Here is a 26,060-nt window from a genome sequence, read left to right as displayed (position 1 = left end):
GGATCGCATCTTGCGATGCGATCCGACCTCTCCCCGCAAGCGGGGAGAGGTTAGCTAACAGCGATCGAGGGACGTGAAATCATGACCGCCATGCTGGAGATGCGCAACGTCAGCAAGAGTTTTGCCGGCGTGCAGGCGCTGCGCGACGTCAACTTCTCGGTTCACGCCGGGCAGATCCACGCGCTGGTCGGCGAGAACGGCGCCGGCAAATCCACCCTGATGAAGGTGCTGAGCGGGGTCTATCCGCATGGCAGCTACGAGGGCACCATCGTCTTCGAGGGCGAGGAACGGCGCTTCCGCGACATCAACGATTCCGAGGCGCTCGGCATCATCATCATCCACCAGGAGCTGGCGCTGATCCCGCTGATGTCGATCGCGGAAAACATCTTTCTGTCGCATCCGCCCGCGCAATTCGGCGTCATCGATCGCGATCAGGTCTACCGGCGCACGCGCGAGCTGCTGGCGCAGGTCGGCCTCAAGGAATCGCCGGATACGCTGATCACCGATCTCGGCGTCGGCAAGCAGCAGCTGGTCGAGATCGCCAAGGCGCTGTCCAAGCGCGTGCGCATGCTGATCCTGGACGAGCCGACCGCGAGCCTGAACGAGGCCGACAGCGCCGCGCTGCTCGAGCGCCTGATGGCGTTCCGCGCGCAGGGCATCGGCTCGATCCTGATTTCGCACAAGCTCAACGAGGTGGCCGAGGTCGCCGACCACATCACCGTGCTGCGCGACGGCCGCACCGTCGACAGCATCGACTGCCGTGCCGAGCCGATCCAGGAAGACCGCATCATCCGCAGCATGGTCAACCGCGATATGGCTCACCGTTTCCCGGAGCGTAGCGCAAAGATCGGCGAACCGGTCCTCAACGTCGAGAACTGGTCGGTCTATCACCCCATCCATCCCGAGCGGCAGGTGATCAAGAACGTCGATTTCAGCGTCAAGCGCGGCGAGGTCGTGGGCATTGCGGGACTCATGGGCGCCGGCCGCACCGAATTCGCGATGAGCCTGTTCGGCCGCTCCTGGGGCACCAATGTCAGCGGCCGTATCCGGCTCGAGGGCCGTGAGATCGCGCTACCCAGTGTCGCGGCCGCCATCGATGCGGGTCTCGCCTATGTCACCGAGGACCGCAAGCAGCTCGGGCTGATCCTGGCCGACGACGTCCGCAAGAACATCACGCTGGCCAGCCTCGACCAGGTCGCGCCCGGCAAGGTGATCGACGACATCGCCGAGCTGAAGGTCGCCAGCGACTATCGCAATCGCATGCGCATCCGCTGCTCCGACGTCTACCAGGAGACCGGCCAGCTCTCCGGCGGCAACCAGCAGAAGGTGGTGCTGTCGAAATGGCTGATGACCGACCCCAAGGTTTTGATCCTGGACGAGCCGACAAGGGGCATCGACGTCGGTGCCAAATACGAGATTTACTGTATCATCAACGAACTCGCGGAGGCCGGTCGCGGCGTCGTGGTGATCTCCTCGGAGATGCCCGAGTTGCTCGGCATCTGCGATCGCATCTGCGTCATGAACGACGGTGCCTTCGTGGGCGAGTTCCCGGGTACTGAGGCGACGCAGGAGAAGATCATGCGCGCCATCATGCGCAACCAGAGAAGCAACGGAAACGGCGTGCCTGAGGCCGCGGAGATGGGAGGATCGCAGCCATGACCGACAAGACGGTGTCGCTGCCCGAGGAGCGCCGGCACGGCAGCTTCATCAAGAACAATCTGCGCAACTACGGCATGCTGATGTCGCTGATCGCGATCATGCTGTTCTTCCAGGTCATGACCGGCGGCACGCTGCTGCAGCCGCTCAACCTCACCAACCTGGTGCTCCAGAACAGCTACATCGTCATCATGGCGCTCGGCATGCTGCTGGTGATCGTCACCGGCCATATCGACCTCTCGGTCGGTTCGGTCGCGGGCTTCGTCGGCGCGGTGGCCGCCGTGCTGATGGTGACCTACAAGGTCGACTACACGCTCGCCTTCATCGCCTGTCTCGTCGTCGGTGCCGCGATCGGCGCGGCGCAGGGCTATTGGGTAGCCTATTTCAAGATTCCGTCCTTCATCGTGACGCTGGCCGGCATGCTCGTGTTCAAGGGCCTCGCGCTTGCGGTGTTGCAGGGCCAGTCGCTCGGGCCGTTCCCGGCGACCTTCCAGAAATTGTCCTCGGGCTTCATTCCGGAGATACTGCCCGAGGCGGGCACRCTGCATCCGACCTCCATGCTGATCGGCGCCGTGCTCGCGCTCGGCCTCGTCTATGTCAGCGCCAAGGGCCGGTCGCGCGAGCAGTCGCACGGCATCGAGGTCGAGCCTTATGCCTTCTTCCTCGGCAAGAGCATCTTGCTGGCCTGCGCCGTGCTCTACTTCACCTATCTGATCGCCTCGCATCGCGGCCTGCCCAACGTGCTGGTGATCATGGGCGCGTTGATCGCGCTCTACGGCTTCGTCACCCGTCGTACCGTGATCGGGCGGCAGATCTACGCGGTCGGCGGCAACGCCAAGGCGGCAAGCCTGTCGGGCATCAAGACCGAGCGGTTGACCTTCTTCACCTTCGTCAACATGGGTGTGCTGGCCGCGCTCGCCGGCCTCGTCTTCGCCGCGCGTCTCAACACCGCAACCCCCAAAGCGGGCCTCGGCTTCGAGCTCGACGTCATCGCCGCCTGCTTCATCGGCGGCGCCTCGGCGTACGGCGGCGTCGGGCGGGTCGGCGGCGCCGTGGTCGGCGCCATGATCATGGGCGTGATGAACAACGGCATGTCCATCCTCGGCATCGGCATCGACTACCAGCAGGTGATCAAGGGCCTGGTGCTGCTCGGGGCCGTCTGCATCGACGTGTATAATCAGCGGAGATAGAGCGCGATCGACTGCGCCGGCCTGGCCGCTCGTGCGCCGGCGTCTATCGCTTCGTCAGCGGGAGCGCTTTGGCAATTTCTGGAGTTTGGCCGGGTCGAATGTCGCTGCCGGCCCGTTCGTCGCCGGCGCGGGCGGCTGGTCTTCACTGAGGATGAGCGTTCCTTCAAGCAGCACGCCGGGGAACTGCTCGGCCGTGCCGGTGTATCGCGCGATCTTGCCGGCGCACGTTCCTTCCAGCGTCAGCTTGAGTTCATCGTCGGTTCCGAACACCGTCGGCAGCTGTTCGGTATGCCTTTTGGTCAGAACGGTCGCGGTAAATCGATCGCCGTCGATTGCGATGGAGCCGCTGTAGGTCATGACCCCATCACAGCCCCAGATAACCCCGTCCGCGACATGGGCGATGCCGGTGCCCTGACCGGTCGGTGTCTTGAACCACGCCCTGTATGTGCCGTCTTTGAGCATGCGATTCTCGCGCGTCGCGGCTGAGACGAGCAGATCATTGGCACAAATTTAAGATTCCGTTAAGTCCGCCTAGTTCCCGTCCGATCATCGTCGGTAACATCAGGCGATTGCCTGCGGCGCTGCCGGCGATCTAGCGGCAAGTGGCGAGGTGTGGAGAAGCCGCCCCCGACACTGGGGCAGTTGCATAGATGCGGTTACCTCGGCCCGCGACACCATGTTTGGGTGAACTATTGCTCATCGATTGGGTATATGATCGAATGGCCCGATGGTGAACGGTGGCCCCGATCTGATCATCTTCGACTGCGACGGCGTGCTCGTCGACAGTGAGCTGTTGAGCTGTCGGTGCCTGTCGGAGGTGCTGTCCGAGTTCGGATTCGAGCTTGGCGTGGATCAGGCGCTCGAGCTTTTCCTCGGGCGCAGCACGGCTGCGATCGGACAATACTATCGCGCCCGCGGACAGATCTTGCCCGACGGTTTTCTTCCGCGCCTGAAATCGCGCGTCCTGGAGACATTTGCGGCTTCACTGCAGCCGGTCTCCGGGGTGAACGCTGTGGTGTCCGAATTGAAGGCGCCTGTTTGCGTCGCGTCTTCGAGCGATCTCGACCGGGTCGCGCTCTCACTCGACGTCACGGGTCTCGCATCGCATTTTGGCGACCGGCTCTACACCGCGCAAATGGTCGAGCATGGCAAGCCGGCGCCGGACCTGTTTCTCTACGCCGCCGGGAAGATGCAGATCTCACCCGCCCGCACCCTGGTGATCGAGGACAGCATCAGCGGCGTGCAGGCGGCCAGGGCCGCCGGCATGACCGTCTGGGGATTTGTCGGCGGCAGCCATTATCGCGGACGCGACGGCCACGCTATATTGTCCGGCGCCGGGGCCGATCGGGTCTTTGCGCGCATGACCGATTTCTGGAAGGACGCGTAGCGCCGCCATGGCCGCCGAGAACGAAAAATCCAGGCTCGACGATGCCGCGCGCGCCGGCTGGCTCTACTTCATTGCCGGCCACACCCAGGACGAGATCGCAAAGATGCTCCAGGTGTCGCGGGCCTCCGCCCAGCGGCTGGTTTCGCTGTGCCTCGCCGAGCGGCTGATCACCTTCCGGCTCGAGCATCCCATCGCGGCCTGCATGGAGTTGGCGGCGCGACTGAAGCAGCGCTTCGATCTCGCTTATTGCGAGGTGGTGCCGGCCGATCCTGCGGCGCCGCAGGCCACTGCAGGCATCGCCGAGCGCTGCGCCAATCTGCTCGACGCGACCTTGCGCTCGGAGACGCCGGTCATCGTCGCGCTCGGGACGGGGCGCGCGGTGCGTGCCGCGGTCGAGCGCGTCACGCCGATCGACCGGCCCAACCACCAGATCGTGTCGCTGGTCGGCAACATCTCCGCCGACGGCTCGGCGAGCTTCTACGATACCGTCGGGCGGCTCGCCGACCGCACCGGCGCGCGGCACTATCCGATGCCGCTGCCGTTCCTGATGTCCTCGGAGGACGAGCGCAACAGGATGGTCCGGATCGAGCCGATCGCGAAGGTGAAGGCGGTGGCGGCCAAGGCCGATCTGCGTCTCGTCGGCATCGGCCAGATGGACCAGAAGGCGCAGGTCCATGTCGACGGTTTCGTCACCCGCGATGAATTGTTCGAGATGATGCGGCAGGGCGCCATCGGCGAGATCACCGGCTGGGCCTATGACGCCAAAGGCCGCCTGCTCAAGGCGGGCACCAACAAGCGCCTCACCAGCATTCCGCCGGAAGTGCCGGCGAAGACCACGACGATCGGTGCCGCCGTTGGCGCCGCCAAGGTGCCGGCGATCGCGGCCGCGCTGAATGGACGCCTGATCAACGGGCTGATCACCGACGAGGCGACCGCAAGGGCGATTCTGGAGCGCTGAGGCCGTTCGCCGTAGCCGCATCGGGACCGCGCTCCCTCTCCCGCTTGCGGGAGAGGGGTGGGGAGAGGGTGTCTCCGCATTGGGGCTCCCCAAGAGGAGAAGCCCTCACCCGTATCGCATCTTCGATGCGATACGACCTCTCCCGCAAGCGGGAGAGGTGGAGCAAGCCGCGGGCGCTCGGTCCGAACAACTGCCACCGCAGCGCACGAGAGCCTCTCCCGCACCGCAGCACTCATAAGTTGCGGGAACACTCGCGCGCCTGCTTGACAAGCGCCTTCCCCAAGTTGAACATACGCCCAACGCGTGGGCATATGCTCAAAAGCGCGAGTTGAGGGAGGTCACCGTGAAACACGTCCTCGGCGCCGTCTGCGGCGCGTCTTGCCTGCTGCTGTCCGTCCCGGCGATGGCCGAAACGACCCTGACTATCGCCACCGTCAACAACGGTGACATGATCCGCATGCAGGGGCTGAGCAACGAATTCACCGCGAAGAACCCCGACATCACCGTGAAATGGGTGACGCTGGAGGAGAACGTGCTGCGCCAGCGCGTCACCACCGACATCGCCACCAAGGGGGGGCAGTTCGACGTCCTCACCATCGGCACCTACGAGGTGCCGATCTGGGCCAAGAAGGGCTGGCTGGTGCCGCTCGCCAATCTCGGCGCCGACTACGACGTCGCCGACCTCCTGCCGAAGATCAAGGACGCGGTCTCCGTCGACGGCAAGCTCTACGCCGCTCCGTTCTACGGCGAGAGCTCGATGGTGATGTATCGCACCGACCTGTTCGAGAAGGCCGGGCTGAAGATGCCGGAGAAGCCGACCTGGGAGTTCGTGGTCGACGCCGCCAAGAAGCTGACCGACAAGGCCGGGGGCGTCTACGGCATCTGCCTGCGCGGCAAGGCCGGCTGGGGCGAGAACATGGCGTTCCTGTCGGCGATGGCGAATTCCTACGGCGCGCGCTGGTTCGACGAGAACTGGCAGCCGCAGTTCAACACGCCGGAATGGAAGACGACGCTCACCACCTATGTCGACCTGATGAAGCAGGCCGGCCCTCCCGGTGCGAGCTCCAACGGCTTCAACGAGAACCTCGCGCTGTTCAACGCCGGCAAATGCGCGATGTGGATCGATGCGACGGTCGCGGCGTCCTTTGTCAGCAATCCGAAGGAGTCGAAGGTCGCCGACAAGGTCGGCTTTGCGATGGCGCCGAACACCGGACTCGGCAAGAACGCCAACTGGCTGTGGGCCTGGAGCCTTGCGATCCCCGCGGGCTCGAAGAAGACGGAAGCCGCCGAGAAGTTCATCGCCTGGGCGACCAGCAAGGACTACACCAAGCTGGTGGCGTCGAAGGAGGGCTGGGCCAATGTGCCGCCGGGCACGCGGACCTCGCTCTACCAGAATCCTGAATATCTGAAGGTCGCGCCGTTCGCCAAGCTGACGCTGGCCTCGATCGATGCCGCCGATCCGAACAAGCCGACCGTGAAGCCGGTGCCCTATGTCGGCGTGCAATACGCTGCGATCCCGGAATTCCAGGGCATCGGCACCCAGGTCGGCCAGCAATTCTCTGCCGCGCTTGCCGGATCGATGACGGTCGATGCCGCGCTCACCGCGGCGCAATCGGTGACCGAGCGCGAGATGAAGCGCGCCGGCTACATCAAGTGAACCCGAGCTCTCCCTCCTGAGCTCAAACTGGCGGCCATCCATCAGCCCAGCCCCGGATGGATGGCCGCCTTCTTCTTCCAGCGGAGAAGCTAGCGATGGCAACCCGGCAGACGCAATTGCTTGCGCGGTCGCTCCTGACCCCGGCCGTCGGGCTGCTGTTCATCTGGATGATCGTCCCGCTCGCGCTGACGATCTATTTCTCGACCCTGCATTACAGCCTGCTCGATCCCGGCTCCGAAGCGTTCGTTGGCCTCGAGAATTTTCGCTACTTCCTCACCGATCCCGCCTTCCTCGCCTCGCTCCAGAACACGCTGGTGCTGGTCGGCTCGGTGCTGGCGCTGACGATCCTGCTCGGCATTCCCCTGGCGCTGCTGCTCGATCAGCCCGTGATCGGCCGCAACATCGTGCGGCTGATGGTGATCGCGCCATTCTTCGTGATGCCGACGGTGAGCGCGCTGGTCTGGAAGAACCTGCTGATGCATCCGGTGTCCGGGCTGTTTGCCTGGATCGCCAAGGTGTTCGGGCTGACGCCGATCGACTGGTTCACCGACGCGCCGCTGCTCGCGGTGATCCTGATCGTCGCCTGGCAATGGCTGCCGTTTGCAACCCTGATCCTGCTGACGGCGCTGCAATCGCTCGATGAGGAACAGAAGGAAGCCGCCGAGATGGACGGCGCCAGCGCGGTCTCGGCCTTCATCTACATCACGCTGCCACATCTGGCGCGTCCGATCACGGTGGTGATCCTGATCGAGACTATCTTCCTGCTGACGGTGTTCGCCGAAATCTACGTCACCACGGGCGGTGGGCCGGGCCTTCAGACCACCAACATCGCGTTCCTGATCTATGCGCAGGCGCTGATCCAGTTCGACGTCGGCAGCGCGTCCGCGGGCGGCCTCGTCGCGGTGGTGATCGCCAACATCGTCGCCTTCTTCCTCGTCCGTATCGTCGGCCGCAATCTGGAGGCATGAGACCATGGCGCGGATGGCAACGACGCAGCGGGTGGTGGTATCGACCATCGGAGCGTGGTTCTTCGGCTTCCTGATTTTCTTTCCGATCCTCTGGATGGTGCTGGCGAGCTTCAAGACCGAGCTCGAAGCCTTCGCCATTCCGCCGTCCTTCCTGTTCTTCCACTGGACCACCGAAAACTACGCCACGGTGCAGGAGCGCAGCGACTATCTGCACCATGCGATGAACTCGATCATCATCGCCGGCGGCTCGACGCTGATTGCGCTGTTGATCGCGATCCCCGCGGCCTGGTCGATGGCGTTCTCGCCGACCAAGCGCACCAAGGACATCCTGCTCTGGATGCTCTCGACCAAGATGATGCCGCCGGTCGGGGTGCTGGTGCCGATCTACCTGATCTACAAGTCTTTCGGCCTGCTCGATTCCCGCATCGGCCTCGTCTTCATCCTGTGCCTCGGCAATCTGCCGATCGTGATCTGGATGCTGTTCACCTATTTCAAGGAGATCCCGCGCGACATCCTGGAGGCCGCGCGCATGGACGGGGCCACCATCGGCCGCGAGCTCGTCTATGTGCTGACGCCGATGGCGATCCCGGGCCTCGCCTCGACCATGCTGCTCAATCTGATCCTGGCCTGGAACGAGGCGTTCTGGACACTCAATCTGTCAACCTCGAACGCCGCGCCGCTCACCGTGTTCATTGCGTCCTATTCGAGCCCGGAAGGGTTGTTCTGGGCAAAGCTGTCGGCGGCCTCGACGCTGGCGATCGCGCCCATTCTCGTCCTCGGTTGGTTCAGCCAGAAGCAGCTCGTGCGCGGGCTCACCTTCGGCGCTGTGAAGTAAAGGGGCTGCCGGATCATGGGTCAGATCACACTTCAGGACGTGCAGAAATCCTTCGGCCCCGTGCACATCATCAAGGGCGCCGATCTCGACGTCGCGGATGGCTCCTTCGTGGTGTTCGTGGGCCCGTCCGGCTGCGGCAAGACCACGCTGCTGCGGCTGATCGCCGGGCTCGAGGACGTCTCCGGCGGCAAGATTTTGATCGACGGCAAGAACGTCGTCGACACGCCGCCGGCCAAGCGCGGGCTCTCGATGGTGTTCCAGTCCTACGCGCTCTATCCGCATATGAGCGTGCGCGGCAATATCGGCTTCGGGCTGAAGATGGCGGGCCTGGCCAAGGACGAGATCAACCGCAAGGTCGAGGCGGCGGCGGCGACGCTCAACCTCGCGCCCTATCTCGACCGCAAGCCGCGCGAGCTCTCCGGCGGCCAGCGCCAGCGCGTCGCGATCGGCCGCGCCATCGTCCGCGAGCCCAAGGCGTTCCTGTTCGACGAGCCGCTGTCGAACCTCGACGCGGCCTTGCGCGTGCAGATGCGGATCGAGGTGACGCGGCTCCAGAAGCAGCTCGGCACCACCGCGATCTACGTCACCCACGATCAGGTCGAGGCCATGACCATGGCCGACAAGATCGTCGTGCTCAACGCCGGCAAGATCGAGCAATACGGCTCGCCCCTGGAGCTCTACGAGAAGCCGGCCAATCTCTTCGTCGCAGGATTCATCGGCTCGCCGAAGATGAACCTCGTCACCGGCGAGCCCGCCAGGCAGCAGGGCGCGATCACGATCGGCGTGCGGCCTGAGCACCTCAAGATCGAGCGCGACGGCGGCGGCGGCTGGCAGGGAACGATCGCGGTCGCCGAGCATCTCGGCAGCGATACTTTCCTTTACGTCGATGCCGGGCCGCTTGGCATGCTGACCGCGCGCTACATCGGCGAATTGAGCCTGCATGCCGGCGACCGCGTGTCGCTGGTGCCGGAGCCTGCGCGGATCCACCGCTTCGATGCGAGCGGCAACGCCATTCGGGGCTGACAAGAAACGGCAAGAGACGGCAAGAGACGGAAAGTGACCAACATGTACCTGGAAAAATTCAAGCTGAACGGCAAGACCGCGTTCATCACCGGCGGCGGGCAGGGCATTGGGCTCGCCTGCGCCGAGGCGCTCGCCGAAGCCGGCGCCAGGGTCGTCATCGGCGACCGCGACAGCAAGGTCGCCGACAGCGCGAAAGCCAGCCTGAAGGCGAAAGGCTACGACGCCGAGACCGCGATCATGGACGTCACCGACACCAAGCGCGTGGCCGAGGTCGCCAACGACCTGGTCGCCCGCCATGGCAAGGTCGACATCCTGGTCAACAATGCCGGCATCGCCCGCAGCGAGACGCCGGCGGAGACCGTCACCGACGAGCACTGGCTCAACGTCATCGACGTCAATCTCAACGGCACCTTCTGGTGCTGCCGCGAATTCGGCAAGCACATGCTGAAGGCCAAGAGCGGCGTCATCGTCAATGTCGGCTCGATGTCCGGCTTCATCGTCAACAAGCCGCAGGAGCAGAGCTTCTACAACGCCTCCAAGGCCGGGGTGCACCACCTGACCAAGTCGCTTGCCGCCGAATGGGGCGCCCGCGGCATCCGCGTCAACGCGGTGGCGCCGACCTATATCGAGACGCCGCTCAACGCCTTCGTGAAGAGCAATCCCAGAATGTACGACGCCTGGATCGGCGGAACCCCGATGGCGCGGATGGGCCAGGTCGAGGAGATCGCCTCCGTCGTGCTGTTCCTCAGCTCAGAGGCCGCGAGCCTGATGACCGGCAGCATCGTGCTGGTGGATGGCGGCTACACTTGCTGGTAGGCTTGCGTCAAAACTGACGGGAGCGACCGGGAGCAACAATGCCGCGAGCGTATATCGGCGTCGACGTGGGGACCACGAGCACGCGGGCAGGGGTGTTTGACGAGGCCGGCACCCTTCTGGCGACCGCCCGGCATCCGATCAGGATCTGGCACGAGGCCGGCGACATCGTCGAGCAGTCGTCCTCCGACATCTGGGAGGCCTGCGTCAAATCGGTGCGGGCGGCGATGGCGGAAGCTGCAATCGCGCCCGACAGCGTCAGCGGCATCGGTTTCGACGCCACCTGTTCGCTGGTGGTGCTCGATCCCCAAGGCGGGCCGGTCACCGTCAGCGGTTCCGGCGACAGGCAGCGCAATGTCATCGTCTGGATGGATCATCGCGCCACGGCCGAGGCGCGGCTGATCAACGAGACCGAGGACGCGGTGCTGCGCTATGTCGGCGGCTCGATCTCGCCCGAGATGGAGATGCCGAAACTGCTGTGGCTGAAGCGGCATCTGCGCGCGAGCTTCGACGCCGCCGGTCATTTCTTCGATCTGGCAGATTACCTGACCTGGCGCGCGACCGGCTCGCTCCAGCGCTCGACCTGCACCGTCACCTGCAAGTGGAACTATCTCGCTCATGACGGTGGCGGCTGGAGCGCGCAATTCTTCAAGCGCATCGGCCTGTCGGACTTCGTCAACGAAAATTACGCGCGTATCGGCACGGACATCGTCGCGCCCGGCACGCGGCTCGGCGCGGGGCTCACGCGCGCGGCGGCGGCCGAGCTTGGCCTGTCGCCCGGCACACCGGTCGGCGCGTCGCTGATCGACGCGCATGCCGGCGGCATCGGCGCGATCGGCGGCCGCGACGGATCGGGCGCGGCGACGGACGTCTGCGACCGCCTTGCCTACATCATGGGAACGTCGGCCTGCATCATGGCGACGACGAAGGAGCCGTGCTTCGTGCCCGGCGTGTGGGGCCCTTATTACTCCGGCATGGTGCCGGACTTCTGGCTCAACGAGGGCGGCCAGTCGGCGGCGGGGGCGGCGATCGACCATCTCCTCAAGGCGCATCCCGGCTTTGGCGAGGCGAGCGCCGCAGCGCGCAACGAAGGCCTCGACCTCATCGAATTCCTCGAGCGGCGCATCATTGCGCGCGCCGGCGACGCCAGCCGCGCCGCGCTGATCGCGCGCGACATTCACGTGCTGCCCGAGTTCATCGGCAATCGTTCGCCTTACGCCGATCCCGACACCCGCGCGGTGATCGCGGGCCTCGATCTCGACACCGATATCGGCGCGATGGAGCGGTTGTTCGTCGCCGGTCTCTGCGGGCTCGCCTATGGGCTCGCCGAGGTGATCGAGGCCTTTGCCGCGCACGGCGTTCATTCCAGCATCATGATCATGGGCGGCGGTGCCAGCCGCAGTTCGCTGGTGCGGCAGATCATGGCCGATACCACCGGCCTCGCTGTCGCGCTGCCGCAGACCAGGGAGCCGGTGCTGCTGGGCGCGGCGATGCTGGGTGCGGTCGCTGGCGGTGCCTATGCCTCGATCGGCGAGACCATGGCAAAGATGTCGGCGCTCGGACGTCTCAGCGAGCCGACCGCGCCCGACCTGGCCGCGTTTCACGCCCGCAAGCGCGACGTCTATAAGCTGTTGCGCGAGGTCGATCGCGGCAGCCGCGCGGCGATGCGCGGAATGGCCGGAGGTTGAAACGGATGCTGATGTCCTGCGGCGACGCACTGATCGACTTTGTGCCGACGCGGAGCGGCGACGGCCGCGAGGCGGTGATGCCGGCCGTCGGCGGCTCCTGCCTCAACGTCGCGATCGGCATGGCGAGGCTCGGTGCGCCGACGGGCTTCATCGGCGGCATTTCGACCGACATGTTCGGGCGCATGATCGCGGACCACGCAACCGCTTCGCATGTCGAACTCGGCCTCGCCACCCGCAGCGACCACCAGACCACGCTCGCTTTCGTGCGCATCGTCGCGGGCGAGTCGCATTACGCTTTTTACGATGCCGAGACCGCGACGCGGAACTGGGCCTACCGGCGCGGGTCGATTCCGTTCGATACGGTCGAAGCCCTCCATATCGGCTCGACCACGCTGGTCAATGACCAGGGCGCGGCCGAAACGAAAGCCCTGATCGCGGACGCGCGGATATCGTCCACCATCTCGTTCGATCCGAACTGCCGCCCCAACCTCGTCAAGGACAAGCCGGCCTATCTCGCGCGCATGGTCGAATTCGCGCATGGCGCCGACCTCATCAAGATGTCGGACGTCGACTTCGCCTATCTCTTCGGCGAAGAGCCGTATCAACAGCGCGCGAGCATGCTGCTCGGGCAGGGCACGAGCCTCGTCGTCATCACCCGCGGCAACAACGGCGCCATCGCCTGGCACGCGGGGGCAGGGCAGATCGAAGTCACAGCGCCCCAGGTCGCGGTCGCCGACACCATCGGCGCCGGCGACAGCTTTCAGGCGGCGCTGCTGTTCGCCCTGCACAAGCAGGGACGCCTCGCAAGGCGGCAATTGAAGGACATCAGCCCCGACGAGCTCCGCCGCGCGCTGTCCTTTGCCGCGAACTGCGCCGGCCTGACCTGCACCCGCCCGGGCGCCGATCCGCCCTGGAGCCATGAGATCAATTGGAGCTGGTAGCCCCCGTCACAGCCGTGCCACGACCTTCTCGGCGCATTTGAGGAAGGTGCGGATCAACGGACTCTGGGAATCCCGACGCCAGCAGACCGCGATGTCGAAGGAGTCGGTGGCGTCCCGCAGCGGCCGGAACACGACGCCGCGCGGCGCGCCGAGCTGCGCGCAGGCGGGCAGGATCGCAAGGCCTTCACCGGCGAGAACCAGGCTCATCGCCGAATGCACCGTCTCCACCCGGCCGGCGATCGGCATCACGATCTGATGCCGCCGCAGCAGGGCCGCGACCACGGAGGAGGAGGGGTCCTGCTCCGGAGGCGGCAGCGCGATCAGCGGACGGCCCTGTAGTCGTGCCATCGGCACCGTGCTCAGGCGCGCAAGCGGCGAACGGTTTGGCATCGCCAGCATGAACGGTTGCGTGCCGATCCGAGCCACCTGGATCTCGGGATGGTGGATCGCCGGCATGCATAGCGCGACGGTGACGCTGCGGTCGAGCAGCCGCGCCTCGCGCGTCGAGGCACTGAGCTCGGCGAAGTCGAGATCGACGCCGGGAATGGATCGCCGCAGCTCGGGGATGAGACGCGGCAGCATCGCGTTCGCCAGCACGAACATGTAGCCGACGGACAGTCGACCACGGCTGCCGGCCGCGACCGCGCGCGCGGCTTCGACGCCGTCGGCCGCAAGCGCCAGCGCCTCGCCGGCGCGCGCCAGCAGCGCCTGGCCCGCCTCGGTCAGGTCCATGCCGCGCGTGCCGCGGCGGAACAGCGGCGCGCCGACCTCGGCCTCCAACTTGCGGATCTGCACCGAGAGCGGCGGCTGGGCCATGCGCAGCCGCTCGGCAGCCTTGCCGACGCTGCGCGCCTCGGCCACGGCGACGAAATAGCGGAGCCGGCGAAGATCCATTGGCATACCGAAAACGTATGGGTTGGTGTCAAAAATCGTATTGGACGGCGAGTTAACAAAACTGTCATCATCGCTGTCAATGCTATCGGCCAATGAGGGCCGGCCTCGGAGCATGACCTGACGATGAACGGCGATCCCTGCCTGCTGTCCGCAACCGAACTGCGCGGCCTCATTGCCGGAAAGCGGATTTCGCCCGTCGAGGTCACCCGCGCCGTGCTGGCGCGCGCCGAGGCGCTCCAACCCGAGCTGAACTGCTTCATCACGATCTGCGGCGACGAGGCGATGGCGCAGGCGCGCGAGGCCGAGCGCAAAATGATGGCGGGCGAGCCGCTCGGCCTGCTGCACGGCATCCCCGTCACCGTCAAGGACATCGTCAACACCAGGGGCGTGAAGACCACCTTCGGCGCCGTTCCCTACAAGCACAATGTGCCGGCCGAGGATGCCGTGGCGGTCGCGCGGTTGCGCGCCGAAGGCGCCATCCTGATCGGCAAGACCACGACGCCCGAATTCGGCAGCAAGTGCCTGACCGACTCGCCGCTGTTCGGCCGCACCCGAAACGCGTGGGATGCGTGCCGTTCCTCCGGCGGCTCCAGCGGCGGCGCGGCGGTGGCGGTGGCCAGCGGCATCGCGCCGCTCGCGATTGCGACCGATGGCGGCGGCTCGACGCGGATTCCCGCCGCCTGCAACGGCGTGGTGGGCTTAAAGCAGAGCAACGGCGTGATCCCGCACAGCCAGGCCATGGATGTCTTCGGCAACCAGACCTATGTGACGCCGACCACCCGCACCGTCGCCGATACTGCGCTGATGATGCAGGCGATGGCCGGCGAGGATGCCTGCGATCCCTGGTCGATCAGCGTCCCCGTGCCCGATTTCATCGGCACGGCCGCCCCGCGCGGCGATCTGCGCGGGCAAAGGATCCTGTTCTGCGCTTCGCCGCCCGGGCGCCCGGTGTCCGCCGAAGTCGCGGCCAGCTTCAAGGCCAGCCTCGACCGGCTGGCGGGCCTCGGGGCCGAGCTCGAGGAGTTTTCCGGCGACGGCTTCGACATCGAGCCGATCTGGCGCGCCATCAACCACACCGTCTGGCGCACGCGCTTTGCAAAGCTCGCGGCCGAGCACAAGGACGAGCTGAGCGAAGCCTTCCTCAAGCAGCTTGCGCTCGCGACCGAGGTCAGCGGCGTCGACTACCAGGAGGCGATGTTCGCGCGCACCGCGCTGTTCCGCCGGGTGCAATCGCTGCTTGCGCGCGGCGATCTGCTGGCGATGCCGACCCTCACGCGCACCGCGCTGCCGATCAAGCAGGATCTGTTCGGCACCATCGAGATCGACGGCAAGCATTTCGACAGTGTCCGGCCGCATTGGTTCCCCTGGACCATGCCGTTCAACATGACCGGGCACCCCGCGGTCAGCCTGCTCAGCGGTTTCGCCCGCGACGGCCTGCCGATCGGGCTTCAGCTGGTCGGCCATTTCCGGGCTGATGCGGAATTGCTGCGCGTCAGCGCGCTGTTCGAGGCCTCGCACGACCTTCTGTCCCGCTGGCCGGCTTGAGGGGATGCGCATGCGGCAAAGCTCTTGCTTCCGGCGCCCGGACATGTTGATCGTGCCGCGGATGAGCCCTGAAACCGAGCGCGCATGAGCGTATTTGTCCTCCGACGCGTCCTGACCTTGCTGGCGACGCTGGTTGGCGCATCCCTGATCATTTTCCTGGTGCTGGACGCGCTTCCCGGCAACGCCGCGCAGATGCTGATGGGCGCGGACGCCTCGCCTGATGCGGTGCGCGCGCTCACCGTCAAGCTCGGGCTCGACCAGCCGCTGGCGGTGCGCTATTTGCAGTGGATCAAGGGGCTTCTGGTCGGCGATCTCGGCAACTCCTATGTCTACGGCACGCCGGTCGCGAGCCTGATCGCCGAGCGGCTGGTGCTGACGATTCCGCTCGCGATCATGGCCATGACGATCACGGTGACGCTGGCGCTCTCGGCCGGTATCTACACCGCCGCCAACCACAACAAGCTCGGCGATGTCGGCGTGATGGCGCTGACGCAGGTGGGCATTGCGCTGCCGAACTTCTGGTTCGCGATCCTCCTGGTCCTGCTGTTCGCGGTCAGGCTGCAATGGCTCTCCGCGGGCGGTTTTCCCGGCTGGGACGACGGTGTCTGGCTCGGCGTCAGATCACTGCTGTTGCCGGCGGTCTCGCTCGCGGTGGTGCAGGCCGCGATCCTGGCGCGCGTCACGCGCTCGGCCGTGCTTGAGGTGCTGCGCGAGGATTTCGTTCGCACCGCGCGCGCGAAGGGCCTCGGCAAGCGCGAGGTGCTGTGGAGCCACGTGCTGCGCAACGCCATGATCCCCGTCATGACGGTGATGGGCCTGCAATTCGCCAATCTGCTGGCCGGCACCATCGTGATCGAGAACGTGTTCTATCTGCCGGGTCTCGGCCGCCTGATCTTCCAGTCGATCGCCAATCGCGACCTCATCGTGGTGCGCAACTGCGTGATGCTGCTCGCGACCATGGTCGTCATCGTCAATTTCGTGGTCGACGTGCTCTATGCCTTCATCGATCCCCGCATCAAGGTGCACGACCTGTGAGCGCGCCGCTGACCACCCTCGTTGACGCGCCGGCCGTCACGCGTCCTCTGCCGGCCCGGACGCTCTGGCGCCGCGCGCTGCGTCATCGCAGCTTCGTGCTGGGCGGCGCACTCAGCCTGCTGGTGCTCGTCTCGGCGCTGCTGTCGCTGGTGTGGACGCCCTGGTCGCCTTACGAGATCGACATCGCCGCGAAGCTCAAGCCGCCGTCGGCGGCGCACTGGCTTGGCACCGATTCCTTCGGCCGCGACATCGTCTCGCTGCTGCTCGCCGGCGCACGCTCCACCATCATGGTCGGCATCATCGCGGTGAGCATCGGTCTCACCTTCGGCGTCTGCCTCGGCTTGATCGCATCGGCGCGGCGCGGCTGGACCGAAGAGATCATCATGCGCTTCTCCGACTTCACCTTCGCCTTTCCGGCCGTGCTCTCCGCCATCATGCTGGCCGCGGTCGTGGGCCCGGGCATGGTGACCTCGATCGTCGCGATCGGCATTTTCCAGGTCCCGACGCTGACCCGGCTGACGCGCGGCTCGGCCAACGCGATCTGGGCGCGCGAATTCGTGCTGGCTGCGCGCGCCTCGGGGAAGGGCAAGTTTCGCATCACCATCGAGCACGTGCTGCCCAACATCCTGTCGATCCTGATCGTGCAGGTCACGATCCAGTTCGCGCTCGCCATCCTCGCCGAAGCCGCCTTGTCCTATCTCGGGCTCGGCACGCAGCCGCCGCAACCGTCCTGGGGGCGGATGCTGAACGACGCGCAGAGCATGCTGTTCCAGTCGCCGATGCTCGCGGTCTATCCGGGCGCTGCGATCGCCATCGCGGTGCTCGGCCTCAATCTCCTTGGCGACGGATTGCGCGATCTCCTCGATCCACGACTGGCCCGGGAGCGATGACGATGGCTGAGCGCTCCAATATGCCGCTGATCGAGGTCGACAATCTCGGCGTCCGCCTCAACACCAGCCGGGGACCGGCACAGGCCGTGCGCGGCGTCAGCTTCGCCTTGAAGCGCGGCGAGACGCTGGGGCTCGTCGGCGAATCCGGCTGCGGCAAGTCGGTCACGGCGCTCTCGCTGATGGGGCTGTTGCCGGACAGCGCGGTCGTCACCGGCAGCATCCGGCTCGAGGGCCGCGAGCTCGCCAGGCTGCCGGACGCGGAGTATTGCCGCTTGCGCGGCAACCGCATCAGCATGATCTTCCAGGAGCCGATGACCGCGCTCAATCCGATGCACACGATCGGCCATCAGGTCGCCGAGCCGTTGCGGCGTCACAAGAACTATTCGGCGGCGCAGGCGCGCACGGAGGCGATCGCCTTGCTCGATCGCGTCGGATTGCCCGACCCGGCACGGCGCATCGATGCCTATCCGCACCAGTTCTCCGGCGGTCAGCGCCAGCGCGTCACGATCGCGATGGCGCTTGCCTGCGAGCCCGATTTGTTGATCGCGGACGAGCCGACCACCGCGCTCGACGTCACCATCCAGGGCCAGATCCTCGACCTCATCGCCGATCTCGTCGAGGAGCGGGGCATGTCGATGATCTTGATCTCGCATGATCTCGGCGTCATCGCCGAGAACGTCCAGCGCATGATGGTGATGTATGGCGGCGCCGTCGTCGAGAGCGGCCCGACCGACGAGGTGTTCCGGCGGATGGGACATCCCTACACACAGGGCCTGTTCCGCGCCCGGCCGAAGCTCGGCGCGCGCAAGGGGACGCGGCTGAAGACAATCTCGGGCACCGTGCCGGAGCTCGCGGATCTTCCGGCCGGCTGCACCTTCTCCGAACGATGTCCGCTCGTGATCGATCAGTGCCGTGCCGCACTGCCGCCGATGGTCGACGTCGGTCCCGGTCATGTCGTGCGCTGCGTGCGCACCGATGTCTCCATGGCCGAGAACGTCGGAGCGCTGTCCGCATGAGCACCGCGCCTCTTCTCGACGTGAAGGATCTCGAGCAGCGCTACACGCTGCCGCGGGAAAGCCTGTTCCGTCCGCCCGGGCAGGTGCGCGCGCTCAACGGCGTCAGCGTGCAGGTCCAGGCCGGCAAGAGCCTCGGCATCGTCGGCGAGTCCGGCTCGGGCAAGTCCACCTTCGCGCGGGTGGTGATGGCGCTGGAGCGGCCGGCATCGGGGCAGGTCGCGCTGCTCGGCCGCGACCTCAACCGCCTCCCGGCCGATGAGCTGCGCCGCGCGCGCCGCGATTTCCAGATGGTGTTCCAGGACCCCTACGGCTCGCTCGATCCGCGCCAGACCATCGCCCGCATCGTCGCCGAACCTTTGACCGTGCTGGACGGCGCTGTTCGCACCACGTTCCGGGAACGCGTCGCCGCGGTGCTGCGCCAGGTCGGCTTGCGCGATGCCGACATGGACAAATATCCGCACGAATTTTCCGGCGGCCAGCGCCAGCGCATCGCGATCGCGCGCGCCCTGATCACCCAGCCGAAGCTGATCGTCGCCGACGAGCCGGTCTCGGCGCTCGACGTCTCCGTGCAGGCCCAGGTGCTGAACCTGATGCAGGATCTCCAGGAGCAGTTCGGCCTGAGTTATGTCCTGATCAGCCATGACCTTGCCGTCGTCGACTATCTCTGCGACGAGGTCGCGGTGATGTATCTCGGCCGGATCGTCGAGCAGGGGCGGCCGGAGGACCTGTTCGAGCGCTGCGCCCATCCCTATACGCGCGCGCTGCTGGACGCCGTGCCGCGTGCGCGTGCCGGCGGAGGCCGGCGCCGGCGCGGAGCCCAGGCGATTGCCTCGCAATCGGCGGCCGCGACCGGATGTCCCTACGTCTCGCGTTGCGCGCTCGCCGACCAGCATTGCCGCGAGGCTCCGCCTGCGTTACGCAAGGTGGGCGAGGCGCATCTCGCCGCCTGCCACAAGGCGGAGGCCGTGATGGCGTTGCCCCCGGCGGCCGCGGAGGGTTAGTCTCGCGGACAGGATTGGCGTAGACTGGGACTAGAGAAGGCAGGGGAGTTACGCATGTTCAGGACACTATCCATCGTCGCACTCGTCGCCGCGTTCGCCGCGGCGCCTCTGCCGGTGCTGGCACAAGGCAAGAAGGACAGCGTCGTCATGGCGATGGCGCTGGAGCCGCCGGGGCTCGATCCCACCAACGCGGCCGCCGCGGCGATCGCCGAGGTCACGCTCTACAACATCTATGAGACGCTGACCAAGATCAACGAGGACGGCTCCACCTCGCCCCTGCTGGCCGAGAGCTGGACCGCATCGCCCGATCTGAAAACCTACACCTTCAAGCTGCGCAAGGGCGTCAAATTCCACAATGGCGAGCCGTTCGACTCCGCCGCGGTGAAGTTCTCGTTCGAGCGTAACGGGGTGCCCACCAGCACCAACAAGGACAAGAGCCTGTTCCAGAGCTTCGAGTCCGTTGCCGCGCCCGACGCCGACACGGTCGTGATCACCCTGAAAAATTCCCAGCCGAACCTGCCGTTCCTGATGGGCCAGGCGAGCGCCTCGATCGTCGAGCCGAAGAGCGCTGCCACCAATGTCACGCAGCCGGTCGGGACCGGACCCTACCAGCTCGGCGCCTGGGCCAAGGGCTCCTCGATGACCCTGACCAAATGGGCCGACTACCGCAACGCCGCCGCGATCAAGCTCTCGAAGGTGACGATCCGCTTCATCTCCGATCCGTCCGCGCAGACCGCGGCGCTGCTGTCGGGCGACGTCGACGCGTTTCCGCGCGTCGCGGCCCAGCGCACCATCGCGCAGTTCAAGGCCGATCCGCGCTTCACCGTGCTGGTCGGCGGCTCCCGCGCCAAGACCATCGTCGCCATCAACGAGCGCAAGAAGCCGCTCGATGACGTCCGCGTGCGCCGCGCCATCCTCGCCGCGATCGATCGCAAGGCCATGATCGACGGCGCGGTGGACGGGTTTGGCACGCCGATCGGCAGCTTCTACGTGCCGGGCGCGCTCGGCTACGTCGACACCACCGGCATCAACCCCTACGATCCGGAGAAGGCCAAGAAGCTCCTCGCCGAGGCCGGCGTCACCACGCCGCTCGAGCTGTCGCTGAAGCTGCCGCCGCCGTCCTACGCGCGGCAGGGCGGCGAGATCCTCGCGGCCCAGCTTGCCAAGGTCGGCATCATCGCCAAGATCGAGAACGTCGAATGGGCGCAATGGCTGTCGCAGGTGTTCGCCGGCAACGGCCCGCATAATTTCGACCTCACCATCATCAGCCATGTCGAGCCGTTCGACCTCGTCAAGATCACCGAGCAGGACTACTATCTCGGCTACAACAACGAGGCGTTCAACGCGCTCTACCAGCAGATCGTGTCGACGCCGGACGAGGCCGCCCGCGCCAAGCTTCTCGGCGACGCCCAGCGCATGCTGGCCACCGACGCCGTCTCCGCCTACATGTACCAGCCRCAGCTGATCACCATCACCAACAAGAAGCTGAAGGGCGTCTGGAAGGACGTGCCGCAATACGAGAACGATTTTTCGACGTGGTATTGGGAGTAGGGGGCGCGAGGCACCCTCGTCGTTTGGGGCGCGTGCCGCCCGTTGCTGTGCCCTCTCCCCTTGTGGGAGAGGGCAGCTCCGCTGATAGACACGGACTCGCAGGGGTGAGGGGTCTCTCTCCGCACTCGAATCTCGCGAGTTGAATTCGCAGAGATCGYGATGATAAGCCGATCATCCAGTGGCGGTCTCCAGAGCCGTCGCCTCAGCCTACGGCGCGCGCATCCAGACATCGCGCTCGTTAAGGAACTGGTTACTAGTCACTGTCACCATTTGCATATAGCTCGTCGCCATAAGCGGCGGCAGCGCATTCTTAGAACGGCTTGATATTTCGACACGCCCGGTTGGCGGTCTCTTTCAGGAGAGGCCCAATGTTTAAGGGCTTTGCTGCGGCAGTTGTGGCGCTGATTAGCACAGCGCAACTGGATCGATACCTAACCAACGGTCGGTACACCGACGCGGCCATGGATATGCTGCGGCAAATCAGGCACGCGTTTGGGTTTTGAGATACCCTTGGGGACAATTTTGAGGCGCGCCATGGAAGGCATCTCATGGGCTGATCTCGACGCGGATGAGCAACGCGCCCTTGCGATATTGGGAGCCGGACTTTCTATCGAGCTGTGTGACCCCGTTGCTCTCCTGACTTTAAGGCGGCTCGGTCTGATCGCAGGCCTTCATTTGACGGCTGCTGCGCTCAAGTTGCGGAGGGGCGTTGTTTTAGACGAACTCGGGGCGCGTGATTGCATGATGTAACCAAGCGCACGACCGCGAACAGGCGGTCGAAAGTCCTCGCCAACGACAAGCGGGATGCAGGATCGCTCAGGTCAATAGTATCGGTCAGTCATGCCCTGTGTTGGAGCTGGAGATAATCCTGGCACGCCATCKCTCTTCGAAAGTGTCAGAGCCCACTTTCAGTGCCAACGCTCGTGCATCTAAGGGATTGCCAGGCTTGCTAGCTATGACAATGCCTGTAGCTTCTCCGCGAGAACCGAGTTCGGGGGCCCGCTCTACAGGCCATTCCAGCAATGCCTTCGACAGCATGGGCTTACCGGCGTACCAGCATTTTCGTCCGTTGATGAGACGATAGGACCACCATTGCCCTTGCGGATTTGGCGGCATTGCGGCGCTGCATTGTTGCTTAGCATGCACGCTCGTCATTTCGAGCGATGAGAGCGCAGCAATGCAAACGGTTAAAGCAAACGATTGAAGCGGTTTGCTCATAGGCGCGCTCAATTGCCCTGTTGCTGCAATCGACTCACTGCAACGATCAAGGCAGGCCGTTCGAGAACTTCCACCAACTTTTCAAGGATACGCGCATTATCCTTGGGACAGGGTTGAAGGTATTCTTCCAATATGAGTTGCGCGTCGCTAATCGCTTCCAGGGCTAATTGCTGATCAGTCATCACTGCTTACTCATCAATTAGTTGCGCTGAGGAAGTCAGCGAAGGGAGAAATCAAGTCAGCTTTGAGGAATATCCCCGCTCTTCTTTTCACTTTTTATTTCAAATTCTCGGCTTCCCACCGTGTGTCCGCGGTGTCGTCTCGGTCAATGTGCGCAAATAGTCCCGCGAAGGCGTGTCGCGAGAAGGGATCACGGCGACCAGGTAGACCACTGCTCGATCTTCCTTCTCCACCCCGCGCATCACGAAGCGCATCATCGGCAACGGCCGCTGCAACGCCTTCCTCATCCCACAGCGCGCGCATCCAGCCTTCGCGTTCTCCATCCGCGTCGGTCACCGGCATCACCTTGGCATGGATCGGCTCGCAACCGCATGAGGCGTTGTGGACAGGAAGCCAAAGACGAGATGCGGGCCTGAAGGTACCGCGGTCCGCCCGGCCGCCGACAGTTCGGTGGCGATGTGTGCCTGTGTGCTAATTCCCACACTCGCGACCAAAAGGACTTGTTTGTCACTTTCCGAACAGACAGCCAAATCCACTCCGTTCCAACTTCACTGTTGGAATTCGGTTTGGAGACGAAATGGAACGTTCCCCGTTAATTGAGATGATGCGCGACAAATATGTCGAGCCGCACACTGGATGGATGAAGCCTTGGGGGTGGAGATGGCGCACTACCGAGCTTACCTTTTGGATCGCGACCACCACGTTATAAGCGTGGCCAATTTGCAGTGTGCCGACGAGCAGGAAGCACGGGAATGTGCTGAGCAGCTAGTTGATGCCAACGACGTCGAGCTATGGCAACTCGATCGGCGTATTGCAGTGTTTGAAGCTGCCACTAGCCGACCCTCGAATGCGGCGAGACAGGGAGGGAAGCAGCGAGCGCCGCGCTCTACAGACAAATGAAGCGCAAGTAATCCATTCAAGCCGAACGGGCTTGCGCCCGCGGATCATCGCAGGTGACGCTGTTGGTCTAAGCATTCAATCTAGGACCAAAAGAGCCGCTACACCGCGCGAGTGGTAACGCCATTCCGTCTCACAGGACGAGCTCACCACGCGGAAGTGCGATAGGATTGCGGCTTGGTTGTTGGTGATGCTGTAGAGATTGCACATAAGAACACGAGCCGCCGACGTACTCGACCTAGATCAATCCCTTCTCGGTAGCCCGCAAGCTACGAACGTAATAGCCTTGGCTCTGAACAGCTGACTTGATCGCGGCGCTGACTTTGAAAACTCTTTTTCTGCTCTTGCGCCACTTATTCCGAGGGCCGAGCAGGGGTATCGCAGAGCCTTTGCTTAGGACGAGCAAGTCGCGTTTTTCATTGCGATAGACATCAAACATCTTTCACCCTCACTGATCGTGCTGAAGTAAATAATGAAATATTGTTCGGTCTCGATCAGGCAGCTTAACGGCTCGGATGTCTAAGCGGGTTGTAAATGTGCAACGCTCCCTGCTTCTTTTTCCCGCGGTTCCAGAAATGGGAGCGAATTGACGCAAGCCCGGCAGTCTTAGCGGGATCATCCGGGAAGACGCCGGGCATTGGCGGCAAGTTGCCGACGTAGCGGTTGACCACGCGGAGGAACGCTAGGATAGCGGCTTTGTTGGTGTTGATGCTGTAGAGGTTGCACATAGGTGAACAGTGCTGTTCGTCCGGCGGATCCTTCTCAAAATCAAAGATTGGCTTGGTCGCCTTCCTTCTTCCTTGCACAAGACGTCGGACGCGCGGATCGCGTATTTGCCGGGGGCCGACAAGTGCTCCTGAAATTGCCAACGCCGCTTTGATGGAAAAATGCTCATGCAGTTCAAGGCCAGATTTGCTTAGGGGGTTCTGGCTTATCATCTCAATGATGTCGTCTGCCCCCGTGCCAGCCGCTTCTATTTCGATGTTGCTGTGCGAGACGCGCTGGTTTCATATTTCGGAATAATAGCATTATGCCCGTGTTTTGCCCGACGGGTCAAGTGGCTTCGCTGCCTGCGTAAGTCATTGATCTTGCTATCACCGGCTACTGTGCATGGGGTTGTTTTCGAGTTTTTTGCTGGACCGGAGGCGCACGGTGCCTGCTACGCCGCCGCCGGCAAATCCGGATCGGCGATCGCCCCTGCAACGCGGACGCGCACCCGCAGTGCGTTGCCGGGCAGATAGGCGATCGGCATGTCCTCGACGTCGACGGTCTTGAGGCTGTCGCGCGCAGCACCGGCCTGGACGGCGCGGTCCGCTGCGATATCGCGTGCGGCTGCGATCGCATCCTCGCGGTTGAGGTCGCGGAATACCTGGTCGGCTTCGCCAGAGACCTGTGCGATTGCGGCGCCCACCGCATTGGCGCAGTCGCCATGCGGCACGCGCACGATCTCGGAGATGCCCGGCAGGCGATCCGGCACCAGGAAGGCGCCGCCCCCGACTGCGAGCAGCGGCACATCGCCGGCTTCGGTCTTCATGCGGTCGATGTCTTCCTCGAGCTTGCGCCAGGCGTCGCGCAGCGCGGCCTCGATCAGACGCTTCGGCAATTTGGCGACGCGCGAGCGGTCGCCGATGTCGATCAGGCCGGCCGCCACCGCAATGTCGGTGGCGGTGAGGCGCGAGCCGCCGAACACCAGCGCATCCGACGTCAGCCGGTAGCCGACGCTGAGCGGGCCGACGCGGACCGGGTCCTCGTCGACATGGCTGCCGCCGCCGAGCCCGATCGACAAGAGGTCAGGCATCCGGAACAGCGTGCGGACGCCGCCGACCTCGACCACGGCATTGGCCTCGCGCGGAAAGCCGTGCCGGAGCTGGCCGATGTCGCTTGTCGTGCCGCCGACGTCGACGACCATGGCGTCGTCGAGGCCGGACAGGTGCGCGGCACCGCGCATGGAATTGGTGGCGCCGGAGGCAAAGCTCATCACCGGGAAGGCGGTGGCGATCTCGGCCTGCATGACGGTGCCGTCGTTCTGGGTCAGGAACAGCGGCGCATCGATGCCGCTGTCGGCGATCGCCTTGCGGAAGGCCGCGACCGTGGTGATGGCGAGGTCGTGCAGGGAGGCATTGAGGAGGGCCGCGTTCTCGCGTTCGAGCAGGCCGATGCGGCCGAGATCGTGCGACAGCGTCACTGCGACGTCGGGGCAGATATCGGCAAGGATCTCGCGTGCCGTCGTCTCGCAGGAGGGATCGAGCGGGGAGAAGCTCGAGCACACCGCGACCGAGCGCAGGCCCTTGTCTCTGATTTTTCGCGCGGCGTCCTTGAGGGCGGCGACGTCGAGCGGCATGAACGGGCGGCCGTCGTAATCGTGGCCGCCCTCCAGCATGAAGATGTCGCCGTTGACGAGCGCGGCGAGGTCCGCCGGCCAGTCGCAAAACGGCGGCAGCGAAGCGCTCGCGGGCATGCCGATGCGGATCGCGTCGATCTTCTGGACGTGGCGGCGCTGCACCACTGCGTTGATGAAGTGCGTGGTGCCGATCACGACCGCGTCGACCTTCACCGCGGCGGCCGGGTTGGCGCGCAGCGCCTTGAGCGCATCCAGGATGCCGGATGTCACGTCGGCCGTGGTCGGGCGCTTGACGGAGTGGACGACCTTCTCGTCGACGATCAGCACGGCGTCCGTGTTGGTGCCGCCGACATCGATTCCAATACGCTTCATGGGA

General features: G+C 64.8%; 22 protein-coding genes and 1 pseudogene. 17 read left to right on the top strand and 6 right to left on the bottom strand.

The window, feature by feature from the left end:
• Positions 1-81: 81 nt before the first annotated feature.
• Both mmsA and mmsB read left to right on the top strand, forming a co-directional pair.
• Positions 82-1,659 (top strand): multiple monosaccharide ABC transporter ATP-binding protein, encoded by a 1,578-nt coding sequence (mmsA, locus tag ACXJMY_RS02960; protein ID WP_456617817.1) that lies wholly within the window; start codon positions 82-84, stop codon positions 1,657-1,659.
• Positions 1,656-2,846, top strand: a complete 1,191-nt coding sequence (mmsB, locus tag ACXJMY_RS02955; protein ID WP_456617816.1) for a multiple monosaccharide ABC transporter permease — start codon at positions 1,656-1,658, stop codon at positions 2,844-2,846. Before mmsA ends, mmsB begins: the two co-directional genes overlap by 4 nt.
• 54 nt (positions 2,847-2,900) lie before the next feature.
• Here the strand turns inward: mmsB and ACXJMY_RS02950 are convergent, their stop codons facing one another.
• A complete protein-coding gene (locus ACXJMY_RS02950) occupies positions 2,901-3,308 on the bottom strand; it encodes a hypothetical protein (RefSeq protein WP_456617815.1) in 408 nt (135 codons plus the stop codon).
• Between the two features lie 265 nt (positions 3,309-3,573).
• On the opposite strand from ACXJMY_RS02950, the gene ACXJMY_RS02945 reads away from it, so the two are divergent.
• The 9 genes from ACXJMY_RS02945 to ACXJMY_RS02905 all read left to right on the top strand — a co-directional run bounded on the left by ACXJMY_RS02945 (position 3,574) and on the right by ACXJMY_RS02905 (position 13,116).
• A complete protein-coding gene (locus ACXJMY_RS02945; RefSeq protein ID WP_456617814.1) occupies positions 3,574-4,233 on the top strand; it encodes an HAD family hydrolase in 660 nt (219 codons plus the stop codon).
• 7 nt (positions 4,234-4,240) lie between these two features.
• Positions 4,241-5,191 (top strand): sugar-binding transcriptional regulator, encoded by a 951-nt coding sequence (locus tag ACXJMY_RS02940; RefSeq protein WP_456617813.1) that lies wholly within the window; start codon positions 4,241-4,243, stop codon positions 5,189-5,191.
• A gap of 343 nt (positions 5,192-5,534) precedes the next feature.
• Positions 5,535-6,848 carry an ABC transporter substrate-binding protein gene (locus tag ACXJMY_RS02935; RefSeq protein WP_456617812.1) on the top strand — a complete coding sequence of 438 codons (1,314 nt, stop codon included), beginning with the start codon at positions 5,535-5,537 and terminating at the stop codon, positions 6,846-6,848.
• Between the two features lie 95 nt (positions 6,849-6,943).
• Positions 6,944-7,816, top strand: coding sequence for a carbohydrate ABC transporter permease (locus ACXJMY_RS02930; protein WP_456617811.1), 873 nt, complete (start codon positions 6,944-6,946; stop codon positions 7,814-7,816).
• 4 nt (positions 7,817-7,820) lie between these two features.
• On the top strand, positions 7,821-8,651 hold the full coding sequence (locus ACXJMY_RS02925; RefSeq protein ID WP_456617810.1) for a carbohydrate ABC transporter permease: 831 nt from the start codon (positions 7,821-7,823) through the stop codon (positions 8,649-8,651).
• Positions 8,652-8,666: 15 nt separating this feature from the next.
• The gene (locus ACXJMY_RS02920) at positions 8,667-9,674 is read left to right on the top strand and encodes an ABC transporter ATP-binding protein (protein ID WP_456617809.1); all 1,008 of its coding nucleotides are present in this window, start codon (positions 8,667-8,669) and stop codon (positions 9,672-9,674) included.
• Positions 9,675-9,716: 42 nt separating this feature from the next.
• A complete protein-coding gene (locus ACXJMY_RS02915; protein ID WP_456617833.1) occupies positions 9,717-10,490 on the top strand; it encodes an SDR family NAD(P)-dependent oxidoreductase in 774 nt (257 codons plus the stop codon).
• A 38-nt stretch (positions 10,491-10,528) separates the two neighbouring features.
• Positions 10,529-12,175: an FGGY-family carbohydrate kinase gene (locus ACXJMY_RS02910; protein ID WP_456617808.1), complete on the top strand. Its 1,647-nt coding sequence runs from the start codon at positions 10,529-10,531 to the stop codon at positions 12,173-12,175.
• Between the two features lie 5 nt (positions 12,176-12,180).
• Entirely contained in the window at positions 12,181-13,116 is a 936-nt protein-coding gene (locus ACXJMY_RS02905) for a carbohydrate kinase family protein (RefSeq protein ID WP_456617807.1), read from the top strand.
• 6 nt (positions 13,117-13,122) lie between these two features.
• On the opposite strand, the gene ACXJMY_RS02900 is transcribed toward ACXJMY_RS02905, so the two are convergent.
• Positions 13,123-14,010 carry a LysR family transcriptional regulator gene (locus ACXJMY_RS02900; protein ID WP_456617806.1) on the bottom strand — a complete coding sequence of 296 codons (888 nt, stop codon included), beginning with the start codon at positions 14,008-14,010 and terminating at the stop codon, positions 13,123-13,125.
• A 123-nt stretch (positions 14,011-14,133) separates the two neighbouring features.
• Between ACXJMY_RS02900 and ACXJMY_RS02895 the strand changes: the two genes are divergently transcribed.
• From ACXJMY_RS02895 to ACXJMY_RS02870, 6 genes are all read left to right on the top strand, one after another.
• Entirely contained in the window at positions 14,134-15,555 is a 1,422-nt protein-coding gene (locus ACXJMY_RS02895) for an amidase (protein WP_456617805.1), read from the top strand.
• Between the two features lie 84 nt (positions 15,556-15,639).
• A complete protein-coding gene (locus ACXJMY_RS02890; protein WP_456617804.1) occupies positions 15,640-16,590 on the top strand; it encodes an ABC transporter permease in 951 nt (316 codons plus the stop codon).
• A complete protein-coding gene (locus ACXJMY_RS02885; RefSeq protein WP_456617803.1) occupies positions 16,587-17,480 on the top strand; it encodes an ABC transporter permease in 894 nt (297 codons plus the stop codon). Before ACXJMY_RS02890 ends, ACXJMY_RS02885 begins: the two co-directional genes overlap by 4 nt.
• Before the next feature lie 2 nt (positions 17,481-17,482).
• Positions 17,483-18,496, top strand: coding sequence for an ABC transporter ATP-binding protein (locus ACXJMY_RS02880; RefSeq protein WP_456617802.1), 1,014 nt, complete (start codon positions 17,483-17,485; stop codon positions 18,494-18,496).
• Positions 18,493-19,497, top strand: coding sequence for an ABC transporter ATP-binding protein (locus ACXJMY_RS02875; protein WP_456617801.1), 1,005 nt, complete (start codon positions 18,493-18,495; stop codon positions 19,495-19,497). Before ACXJMY_RS02880 ends, ACXJMY_RS02875 begins: the two co-directional genes overlap by 4 nt.
• Positions 19,498-19,551: 54 nt before the next feature.
• The gene (locus ACXJMY_RS02870; RefSeq protein WP_456617800.1) at positions 19,552-21,048 is read left to right on the top strand and encodes an ABC transporter substrate-binding protein; all 1,497 of its coding nucleotides are present in this window, start codon (positions 19,552-19,554) and stop codon (positions 21,046-21,048) included.
• 1,226 nt (positions 21,049-22,274) lie between these two features.
• Here the strand turns inward: ACXJMY_RS02870 and ACXJMY_RS02865 are convergent.
• From ACXJMY_RS02865 to ACXJMY_RS02850, 4 genes and pseudogenes are all read right to left on the bottom strand, one after another.
• On the bottom strand, positions 22,275-22,448 hold the full coding sequence (locus ACXJMY_RS02865; RefSeq protein ID WP_456617799.1) for a hypothetical protein: 174 nt from the start codon (positions 22,446-22,448) through the stop codon (positions 22,275-22,277).
• Positions 22,449-23,581: 1,133 nt separating this feature from the next.
• Positions 23,582-23,782 carry a hypothetical protein gene (locus ACXJMY_RS02860; protein ID WP_456617798.1) on the bottom strand — a complete coding sequence of 67 codons (201 nt, stop codon included), beginning with the start codon at positions 23,780-23,782 and terminating at the stop codon, positions 23,582-23,584.
• Between the two features lie 178 nt (positions 23,783-23,960).
• Positions 23,961-24,071, bottom strand: a pseudogene (locus ACXJMY_RS02855) (SOS response-associated peptidase); the annotation flags it as partial.
• Between the two features lie 431 nt (positions 24,072-24,502).
• Complete coding sequence (locus ACXJMY_RS02850; RefSeq protein WP_456617797.1) at positions 24,503-26,056, bottom strand: hydantoinase/oxoprolinase N-terminal domain-containing protein; 1,554 nt, start codon at positions 26,054-26,056, stop codon at positions 24,503-24,505.
• Between the last annotated feature and the right edge of the window lie 4 nt (positions 26,057-26,060).

This window comes from Bradyrhizobium sp. P5_C12 (assembly GCF_054049735.1).
The sequence above is the reverse complement of the archived record's forward strand: the minus strand, read 5'-3'. Positions and strand labels throughout refer to the sequence as shown.